Origin of the sequence: Kribbella sp. NPDC050820 (assembly GCF_040653975.1) — a bacterium.
Lineage (GTDB): Bacteria > Actinomycetota > Actinomycetes > Propionibacteriales > Kribbellaceae > Kribbella.
This window is the reverse complement of sequence record NZ_JBFAHB010000099.1, coordinates 19,998-29,840: the sequence shown is the minus strand read 5'-3', so window position 1 is coordinate 29,840 and position 9,843 is coordinate 19,998. Positions and strand designations below refer to the sequence as shown.

Below are 9,843 nucleotides of genomic sequence, written 5' to 3'. Positions count from 1 at the left end.
AAACCGCCGCCGAACCCCTTTGGGGGGGGGTCGGGGGCGACTTCGAGACGGGCAGCGGGGTGCCCGGTGCTCAGCGGGTGGCGCGGTTGATGGCGGAGACGACCGCCTTCAGGGAGGCGGTGAGGATGTTGGCGTCGCGGCCGACGCCCCAGTAGACCTCGTCGCCGACCTCGCACTCGACGTACGCCGCGGCCAGCGCGTCACCGCCGGCCGAGAGCGCGTGCTCGTGGTAGTCCAGCACCCGGACGTCGTACTTCAGCGGCTTGATCGCGTCCACGAACGCCGACACCGGGCCGTTGCCCTCGCCGACCAGCTCGTGCGGCACGCCGTTCGAGTACACCTGCACGCGGAGCTGGTCGCCCTGGCCCTCAGCGGACGACGAGTTGACCGTCAGCAGCGACAGCTTGCCCGGCGTCAGGTACTCGGCCGCGAAGATGTCCCACATGTGCTGCGGGTTGACCTCGCCACCCTCGGAGTCGGTGTGCTGCTGGATCACCCGGCTGAACTCGATCTGCAGCCGGCGCGGCAGGTCGAGCCGGTGCTCCGACTTCATGATGTAGGCGACGCCGCCCTTGCCGGACTGCGAGTTGACCCGGATGACCGCCTCGTACGACCGGCCGACGTCCTTCGGGTCGATCGGCAGGTACGGCGCCTCCCAGGCGATCTCGGAGACCGGCTTGCCCTCGGCCGCGGCCTGCTTGTCGAGCGCCTCCAGGCCCTTCTTGATCGCGTCCTGGTGGGAGCCGGAGAAGGCGGTGTAGACCAGGTCGCCGGCGTACGGCTGCCGCTCCGGCACCCGCATCTGGGTGCAGTACTCGACCGTACGGCGGATCTCGTCGATGTCGGCGAAGTCGATCTGCGGGTCGATGCCCTGGCTGAACAGGTTCATCCCCAGCGTGACCAGGTCGACGTTGCCGGTCCGCTCGCCGTGGCCGAACAGGCAGCCCTCGACCCGGTCCGCGCCGGCCATCAGCGCCAGCTCGGTGGCGGCCACCGCGGTGCCGCGGTCGTTGTGCGGGTGCAGGCTGATCGTGCTGTGCTCGCGCCGGGTCAGGTTGCGGGCGAACCACTCGATCTGGTCGGCGTACACGTTCGGCGTCGACATCTCGACGGTGGCCGGCAGATTCAGGATGATCTCCCGGCCCTCGCCCGGCTGCCACTGGTCGCTGACCGCCTCGCACACCTCGAGCGCGAACTCCAGCTCGGTCCCGGTGAAGATCTCCGGGCTGTACTGGTAGCCGAACTCGCAGTCGCTCAGCATGTCGTCGGCGTACTTCATCACTGTCTCGGTGCCGCGGACCGCGATGTTCAGGCACTCGGCCTTGTCCACGTTGAACACGACCCGGCGGAACAGCGGCGCGGTCGCGTTGTAGAGGTGGATGGTCGCCTTCGGCGAGCCCTGCAGCGACTGCACGGTGCGCTCGATCAGCTCGTCGCGAGCCTGGGTCAGCACCGAGATCGTGACGTCGTCGGGGATGACGTCCTCTTCGATCAGGCTGCGGACGAAGTCGAAGTCGTACTGGCTGGCGCTCGGGAAACCGACCTCGATCTCCTTGTAGCCCATCTTCACCAGCAGGTCGAACATCCGCCGCTTGCGGGCCGGCGACATCGGCTCGACCAGGGCCTGGTTGCCGTCCCGCAGGTCGGTGGACAGCCAGCGCGGGGTCTTGTCGACGGACTTCGCCGGCCAGGTGCGGTCCGGCAGGTCGATCGGGGGAAACGCGCGGTAGCGCTGGATCGGCATCCCGGACGGCTGCTGGACGGGCTTGGGCTGGTTCTTCGGTGCCACGGGGTTCTCCTCGGGAGGTGCTGCGTTCTATCGATACGAGCTGGGGTCGTGAGGACGACCGGCGTACGTCAAGACTCCGCGGCGAGGGAACCGGCCTTGTCAGGCCTCGCCGCGGCAGCGAAGGAGGAGAAGCTGGTGCCGCATGATGCCAGTGAGTCTAAGCACAAACCCCCTGGCCCGTCGAACCAGGGGTCCGCCCGGCGAGACACGCAGAGTGACGGGGCCGGCCTGAAGATGTGCTGAAGAACCCGGCGGAGCGGCTGCGGAACCGGCGCCGGGCAGTGCAAGGATGGCCGGATGGCGGCCCGGGTGCTGGTGGTCGAGGACGCGGAACCGATCCGGACCGGCGTCGGGATCGCGCTGGCCGAGGCCGGTCACACGGTCCGGACCCGGGCGGACGGCGACGGGTTCGAGCGGGAACTGGCGGAGTACCGGCCGGATCTCGTGCTGCTCGATGTGATGCTGCCCGGGCGGGACGGGTTCGAGTTGCTGACCGTCACTCGGGAGACGTCGAACGCCGGGGTGATCCTGCTGACCGCGCGTGACGGTGTCGAGGACCGGCTGCATGGTTTGCGGACCGGTGCTGACGACTACGTGGTGAAGCCGTTCGTGCTGGCCGAGTTGATCGCGCGTGTGGAGGCGCTGCTTCGGCGGATGGGCCGGCTCCGGACCGTGCTGGAGGTGGGTGACCTGGCGGTCGACGTCGAGGCGGGGTTGGTACGGCGCGGCGGGGAGGCGATCGAGCTGACGGCGACGGAGTACAAGCTGCTCGCGTTTCTTGCTGGCCGCAGCGGCAAGGTCGTTGGCAAGACGCAACTGCTGACTGCCGTCTGGGGCTACGACGACTACGCGGCCAACCTCGTCGAGGTCCACGTGAGCGCGCTCCGCCGGAAGCTCGAGGCGCACGGGCCGCGGTTGCTGCACACCGTCCGCGGCTCCGGCTACGTCCTGCGGCCTCCGTCGTGAGGCCGTTGCGTACGGCGTCGCTCCGTGTTCGGGTGACGTTGACGGCGATCGCCGTACTGCTGGTGGTGCTGCCGGTGACCGGGTTGACGGTCAAGGCGGTGTTCGACGCGCAGGCCGAGCGCAGTCTGGATTCGTTGCTGACCGGGCGGGCTCAGCTGGCGCAGCAGCTCGCGCGGCAGAACGTTGCACCAGGCAACCTGGTACGGCGGATCGACGCCGACGGGATCCGGGTCACGCTGATCCTGCGGTCAGGGCAGCAGCTCGGCGCGCCGCCGGTGGATCCGGGCGGGACGGTGCGCCAGGTGCGGGCGACGTTGCAGGCCGGGCAGCGGACTCGTGGGGCGACACTGCTGCTGTCGGCGGACACGGCGTTGCTGGCGGATGCGAGCGCGCGGCTGCGCAATGTGTTGTTGGTGTCTGGTGCGGCGGCGATTCTGATCACAGCGCTCGCGCTGGTGATCGGCATGCGGTTCGCGCTCGCCCCGCTGGATGCGATGACCGGTCTCGCTCGGTCGATCGCGGCGGGCCGGCGCGGTGGCCGGTTGCAGCCGGAGCGCGCCGACACCGAGCTCGGGCGTACGGCGGCCGCCTTCGACGAGATGCTGGACGCGCTGGAGGGCGCGGAGCGGACTGCCCGCCGGTCGGAGGACCGGATGCGCGAGTTCGTCGCCGACGCCGCGCACGAGCTGCGAACCCCGGTCGCCGGTCTACAGACCGCGGCCGAAACCCTCATCCAGCTTGGCCCCGACGCGTCGGCTTCACGCCGCGAGGAGCTCGAACTCCTCCTCGTCCGCGAATCCCGCCGAGCCGGCACCCTGGTCGCCGACCTGCTCGAGCTCAGCCGAATCGACGCCGGCCTCCAACTGCACCTCGCCCAGGTCGACCTTCGTCACCTGGCCGACGCCCAAGCCTCCCGCCTCCGCCTGGTCGCCCCCGACCGCACCATCGATGTCGCCGGTTCCGCCACGGTGACCGCGGATCCCGAGCGGCTGGCACAAGTCCTGGCCAACCTCCTCAACAACGCTCGCCAGGCGGGCGCCCACTCGATCCACATCACCGTCGGGCCGACGGGCGCGTTGGTGGCAGACGACGGCCCGGGAGTGCCGGTGGAGGTGCGGGAGCGGATCTTCCACCGGTTGGTCCACGGTCCGCAGAGCAGCGGCGCAGGCTTGGGCCTGGCAATTGCCCGAGGCATCGTTCGCGCCCACGGCGGCGACCTGACGGTCACGGACCGAGCAGACGGCCACCGAGGCGCCGCGTTCCACCTCACCCTCCCGCACCACAGCTCAAACCCGCAGTAGACCGTCGATGGTCGTTTGGTGGTCGGCGAGGATTTGGCCGGGGTCGGCGCCCAGGACGTCTCGGAGGACGGTGGCGTAGACGTCGCGGAAGTCGGTCGAGGCTTTCAAGTCGCCGTTGGAGAGGTCGGTGAGGCTTGGTTGGGCGCCGTAGAAGCCGCCGGTGACCTTGTCCCCCAGGACGAACACGGGGCCGGCCGTCCCGTGGTCGGTGCCGTCGCTGCCGTTGGCCTGGACTCGGCGGCCGAATTCGGAGTAGACGAGGACGACGGCGTTGCGGCCTCGGTCTGTCTTGTGCAGGCGTTGGGTGAAGGGGGTCAGGGCCTTGTCCAGCTCGGTGAGGAGGCGTTGCTGGGTGCCTCGTTCGTCGGCGTGGGTGTCGAAGCCGCCCAAGGAAGCCGAGTAGGCGCGGGTCGGTACGCCGGCCTCGATCAGGCCGGCGATCAGGTCGAGTTGGGCGCCTAGTTGGGAAATGCCGCCGGCGGACGCGCCTTGCGTCCGTTGCTCGTCTTCCTCGTCCTCCTGCTCGTGTCCGGTGCGGAGTGCCTGGCCCAGGACGCGCGTTGCGTTCTGCAGGTCCTGGACCGACTTCGCGGCCCGCGCTTGCCAGCGCCCCTCCCCCGGACTCGGCTCGCCCAGCGCGGCGTACGCCGTACCAAGCGCACCTTTGGGCAGAGCAAGCCCGCGCAACGGCAGCGACGCAGCAGCAGTCGTCTCACCCGCCAGCAGAGGCGGCAGCGTCGGCTCGACGGAGACGGCTCGGAGTGGGTCTGCGCCGGTCGCGTCCAGCCACCGCCCGAGCCAGCCGGACGGAACCGGCGACTTCGGCGCCGCGGTCTGCCAGATCGCCATCGACCGGAAGTGGCTGCGATCGGGTTCCGGGTACCCGACGCCGCGCACGATCGCGAGTCTCTTGTCGTCCCACAACCCCTTCAGCCCGGTCATTCCCGGGTTGAGCCCAAGACCATCGCCCAGCTCGAGCACCTCGTCCGGCTGGTACGCGAGGTCCGGCCGTGCCTTCTGGTACGCCGGATCGCCTGCAGGCACCACCGTGTTGAGTCCGTCGTTGCCGCCGTACAACGTGATCACCACCAACACGGACTGGTCGCTCGGCAACGGATCGTCGACCGCTGCGGCCATCAGGTCGGACCAGTTCACCTGGGTCGCCCCTGCGGCCAGCGCACCGGCAGCAGTGACACCGCTCAGGGTCAGAAACCGTCGTCTGGTCAGGTTGTCCATCGGTCCTCCTTAGCCGCTGACCACGTACTCGGGTGCGCAGGCGGCAACGGCCGTCAACTGCGCGGGATCCTTCACACCGGCCAGCGCCGCCTTCGTCCGGGCGGACCAACCGTCGACGCCGAGCAGCGTGGCCACCTTGTCGACCGACAAGGCGGGCAGCTCAGCCTGCTTCACCAGATGCTGTGCGAGTTGCAGCCGCGTCAGGCCGGCCGACGTCGTCAACCAACTAGCACCGGACGGCCAGCCGCCAACACTCGGCGGCCGGAGGGGCAGTTGCCCCATCCCGCGAAGCCCGGCCAGCAGCTTCGTCTGGTCCTTCTCAGGCAGCTTCCCCGGCTGGACGCCCAGCGCCCGCATCAGGCCGACCGCCCACTCGACCGGCTGCTTCACCAACGCAGACTCCGAATCCCGGAACGCCGCCTCCGCGACCATTGCCGTCAGCAACGACCGCACGTCACGCGACGGACCGTACGCCTTCGCCAGCCGCGCGACCGTCGCCGCGTCCGGCGGAGTCGCCGACACCAGCCGGAACCACAGCCGCCCGATCACGAACCCCGCTGACGCGGGCTGACTCAAGGCGAGTACGGCGAACCCCTTGGCGTCGAAGTTGCCCGTCGTACCGAACAGAGTCTTGGAGCCGGCGTCGAAGCGCCGCCGCTGCAGTGTCGCCTTCGGCCTGAGCACCCAGCCGGTCAGGCAGCGCGCGCCCTCGGCGACGTCTTTCTCGGTGTAGTGGCCGATGCCGAGGGTGAACAGCTCGAGAAACTCGCGGGCCAGGTTCTCGTTCGGCGTGCCGCGGCGGTTCCGCTGCCCGTCGAGCCAGCGGATCATCGCGGTGTCGACGACCATCGCCTCGGCCAGGTCACCGAACCGGCCGAGGGCGTGCGTCCGCTGGGTCTGGTTCTGGGCCAGCATCCAGGCCGCGTTGCGGACCTTCTGGTTGCTGGTCGCGAAGTGCCCGTGCCAGAACCAGGTCAGTCGCTCACTCGCGGTCCGGCTCGCCACCATCCGGTCCAGCCACCAGACGGCCAGCTTCCGCTCCTGCCCGGCCCGCTGCCGCGCCGCCGCCTTCTTCTCGTCCTTGGACGCGTTCTTCGAGGCGGCCTTGGCCGGTGGCTCGAGCCCGGTCGGTGGCGCGAACGCGTTGGCGGCCGCATCGGGTCCCGGCCCCAGCAGCCGCCGCACGGTCTCGTCGTACCCGGCGCTCAGCTCACCGGGCGCCGGCCCGAACCCGAGCCGATCGTTCAGCCGCCGCACCGCGGCCCGCTCGCTGATCTCGCTCATCCCCCGATGGTTTCCGGCGGACCCCGCCCGGACCACCTTCCGCAGGCTTTCTTCAGCCAACCCACAGGTCGAGTTGCCTTCAAGCGTGCTTGAATTCTTAAGCTTCTCGTATGACGCGAAATCTCGCCGACCGGATCGGCACCCACGGCCTCGGTGTCCTGGTCACGCTGAAGCGCGACGGCCGGCCGCAGCTGTCGAACGTCACCTACGTGTTCGACGGCGAGCGGCTCCGGGTGTCGCTCACCGACGACCGCGCGAAGACGAAGAACCTGCGCCGCGACCCGCGCGCCAGCCTGTACGTCGACGGGCCCGGCGGCCGCTCGTACCTCGTCCTCGAAGGAAAGGCCGAGCTCAGCCCGGTCGCCGCAGACCCGTACGACGACGTGGTCGAGGAACTCGTCGACTACTACCGGACCGCGTCCGGCGAGCACCCGGACTGGGACGAGTACCGCCGGGCGATGGTCACCGACAAACGCTTGGTCTTGTCGATGACCATCGACCACGCCTACGGGATGCCTACCCCTTCCTGAGGTCGAAGCGGTCGAGGTCCATCACCTTGACCCAGGCGGCGACGAAGTCGGCCAGGAACTTGTCCTCCGCGTCCGCGCTCGCGTAGACCTCCGACAGCGACCGGAGCTGCGAGTTCGCGCCGAAGACCAGGTCGACCGGAGTCGCCGTCCACTTGGTTTCGCCGGTCGCGACATCGCGGACCTCGAAGACGTTCTCCTCCGACTCCGACGTCTTCCACTCCGCCCCGGGAGCGAGCAGGTTCCGGAAGAAGTCGTTGGTCAGCGCCCCCGGCCGGTCCGTGAAGAACCCGTGTTGCCCACGGCCGACCCCCATCGCCCGCAGCCCGCCCACCAGGACGGTCAGCTCCGGAGCGGTCAAGGTCAGCATGTACGCGCGGTCGAGCAGCAGCGTCTCCGGTGAGAGCTTCTCCCCGTCCCTGAGGTAGTTGCGGAAACCGTCCGCCCGCGGCTCGAGTACGGCGAACGAGTCGACGTCGGTCTGCTCCTGCGAAGCATCGGTCCGGCCCGGGTGGAACGGGACGGTGATGTCGTGGCCCGCGTTCCGCGCAGCCTGCTCCACCGCGGCGCCACCGGCGAGCACGATCAGGTCGGCCAGCGACACCGGCTTCCCGAACTCCTGCTGGATCTTCTCGAGCGCCTGCAGCACCTTCGCCAGCTCGGCCGGCTCGTTGACCTCCCAGCTGCGTTGCGGCTCGAGCCGGATCCGGGCGCCGTTCGCACCACCGCGCTTGTCGGTGCCACGGAAGCTGGCCGCGGCCGCCCAGGCGGTGGACACCAACTGCGTGACGGACAGACCGGAGGCCAGGATCTGCTCCTTGAGCGCGGCCACGTCCGCGTCGCCGATCAGCTCGTGGTCGACTGCCGGGACCGGGTCCTGCCAGAGCTGCGGCTCCGGGACCCACGGGCCGAGGAATCGCGAGACCGGGCCCATGTCGCGGTGCAGCAGCTTGTACCAGGCCTTGGCGAAGGCCAGCGCGAACTCGTCCGGGTTCTCGAAGAAGCGCCGGGAGATCGGTCCGTAGATCGGGTCGACGCGCAACGCCAGGTCGGTGGTCAGCATCGTCGGGCGGTGCTTGAGGTCCGGCACGTGCGCGTCGGGCACGTTCTCCTCGGCGTCCTTCGCGACCCACTGGTGGGCGCCGGCCGGGCTCTTCGTCAGCTCGTACTCGTAGCCGAAGAGGTTCTCGAAGAAGCCGTTCCCGAACTGGGTCGGCGTGCTCGTCCAGGTCACCTCGAGCCCGCTGGTGATGGTGTCCTTGCCCTTGCCGGTGCCGTAGCCGCTGTGCCAGCCGAGGCCCTGTGCCTCCAGCGGCGCGGCCTCGGGCTCGGGCCCGACCTGGTCGGCCGGACCGGCGCCGTGGGTCTTGCCGAACGAGTGTCCACCGGCGATCAGCGCGACGGTCTCCTCGTCGTTCATCGCCATCCGGCGGAACGTCTCGCGGATGTCGCGCGCCGCGGCGATCGGGTCCGGGTTGCCGTTGGGTCCTTCGGGGTTGACGTAGATCAGGCCCATCTGGACCGCACCGAGGGCGCCGTGCAGCTCACGGTCACCGCTGTAGCGCTCGTCGCCGAGCCACGTGTCCTCCGGACCCCAGTAGATCTCCTCGGGCTCCCAGATGTCCTCGCGGCCGAAGCCGAAACCGAACGTGCGGAAGCCCATGTCGTCCAGGGCCACGTTGCCGGCCAGCACGAGCAGGTCGGCCCAGGAGACCTTCCGGCCGTACTTCTGCTTCACCGGCCACAGCAGCCGGCGGGCCTTGTCGAGGTTCGCGTTGTCGGGCCAGCTGTTCAGCGGCGCGAACCGCTGGGAGCCGTCACCGCCCCCGCCGCGGCCGTCCTCGATCCGGTAGGTGCCGGCCGCGTGCCAGCTCATCCGGATGAACAGCGGACCGTAGTGGCCGAAGTCGGCCGGCCACCAGTCCTGCGACGTCCGCATCACCTGGACGATGTCGGCCTTCAGCGCGTCGACGTCGAGTTTCGCGAACTCCGCGGGGTAGTCGAAACCGTCCTCCATCGGGTTCGACTTGGTCGCGTGCGGATGCAGGATGGACAGATCCAGCTGGTTCGGCCACCAGTCCTGGTTCGTCCGCGGCCGGGTCGCCCGCGGAGTCGGGGCGTCGATGACCGGGTTCTCGCTCTCGCTGCCGTGGTGGGTTACACCGGACGTGTCGGACATGCTCAACCTTTCGGTGCTGAGGTCAGGAATCGGTGGCGGCACAGGCGGGGCACAGGCCCCAGTAGACGACCTCGGCCTCGTCGATCAGGTAGTCGTGGTCGTCGGACGCGGTCAGGCACGGCGCATGGCCGACGGCGCAGTCGACGTCGACGACCGCAGCGCACGACCGGCAGACCAGGTGGTGGTGGTTGTCGCCCACCCGGGCCTCGTAGCGTGCCACCGATCCGGCCGGCTGGATCCGCCGTACCAGGCCGACGTCGGTGAGGGCGCGCAGTACGTCGTACACGGCTTGGTGGGACACGTCCGGGAGGTCCTCCCGGGCGGCCCGGATGATCGCGTCGGTGTCGGCGTGCGGGTTCGCGTACACAGCGGCGAGTACGGCCACCCGCGGCCGGGTGACCCGGAGCGCGACGCTGCGCAACGACTGGTGGAGATCGCCGTCGACGTCCACATCTCGCAGTCTTCCGCCCGATCTGGAACCGGTCAAGATCTCCGTACGAATGTCGGAAATCAATCCAAAGACCTTCCCGTCATTGGCAGGATCTTGCCCGCTGACTGGAT

The 9,843-nt window shown here is 69.6% G+C and carries 8 protein-coding genes; 3 read left to right on the top strand and 5 right to left on the bottom strand.

The annotated features are described in order from the left end of the window. Positions 1-70: 70 nt before the first annotated feature. Entirely contained in the window at positions 71-1,744 is a 1,674-nt protein-coding gene (gene leuA, locus AB0H36_RS43660) for a 2-isopropylmalate synthase (RefSeq protein WP_360537274.1), read from the bottom strand. 342 nt (positions 1,745-2,086) lie between these two features. Here leuA and AB0H36_RS43655 point away from each other — a divergent pair, with 342 nt between their 5' ends. Further along, complete coding sequence (locus AB0H36_RS43655; RefSeq protein ID WP_360537270.1) at positions 2,087-2,755, top strand: response regulator transcription factor; 669 nt, start codon at positions 2,087-2,089, stop codon at positions 2,753-2,755. A gap of 32 nt (positions 2,756-2,787) precedes the next feature. Continuing rightward, positions 2,788-4,056: a HAMP domain-containing sensor histidine kinase gene (locus AB0H36_RS43650; protein ID WP_360537268.1), complete on the top strand. Its 1,269-nt coding sequence runs from the start codon at positions 2,788-2,790 to the stop codon at positions 4,054-4,056. Here AB0H36_RS43650 and AB0H36_RS43645 read toward each other — a convergent pair. Then, a complete protein-coding gene (locus AB0H36_RS43645; protein ID WP_360537266.1) occupies positions 4,042-5,292 on the bottom strand; it encodes a DUF1501 domain-containing protein in 1,251 nt (416 codons plus the stop codon). The two genes, AB0H36_RS43650 and AB0H36_RS43645, sit on opposite strands and share 15 nt — an antisense overlap. Before the next feature lie 9 nt (positions 5,293-5,301). Beyond that, a complete protein-coding gene (locus tag AB0H36_RS43640; RefSeq protein WP_360537264.1) occupies positions 5,302-6,576 on the bottom strand; it encodes a DUF1800 domain-containing protein in 1,275 nt (424 codons plus the stop codon). A 110-nt stretch (positions 6,577-6,686) separates the two neighbouring features. On the opposite strand from AB0H36_RS43640, the gene AB0H36_RS43635 reads away from it, so the two are divergent. Continuing rightward, positions 6,687-7,106: a PPOX class F420-dependent oxidoreductase gene (locus AB0H36_RS43635; RefSeq protein ID WP_360537262.1), complete on the top strand. Its 420-nt coding sequence runs from the start codon at positions 6,687-6,689 to the stop codon at positions 7,104-7,106. On the opposite strand, the gene katG is transcribed toward AB0H36_RS43635, so the two are convergent. Both katG and AB0H36_RS43625 read right to left on the bottom strand, forming a co-directional pair. Beyond that, positions 7,093-9,282 carry a catalase/peroxidase HPI gene (gene katG, locus AB0H36_RS43630; protein WP_360537260.1) on the bottom strand — a complete coding sequence of 730 codons (2,190 nt, stop codon included), beginning with the start codon at positions 9,280-9,282 and terminating at the stop codon, positions 7,093-7,095. The genes AB0H36_RS43635 and katG overlap by 14 nt on opposite strands. Positions 9,283-9,304: 22 nt before the next feature. Then, positions 9,305-9,733 (bottom strand): Fur family transcriptional regulator, encoded by a 429-nt coding sequence (locus AB0H36_RS43625; protein ID WP_360537258.1) that lies wholly within the window; start codon positions 9,731-9,733, stop codon positions 9,305-9,307. Between the last annotated feature and the right edge of the window lie 110 nt (positions 9,734-9,843).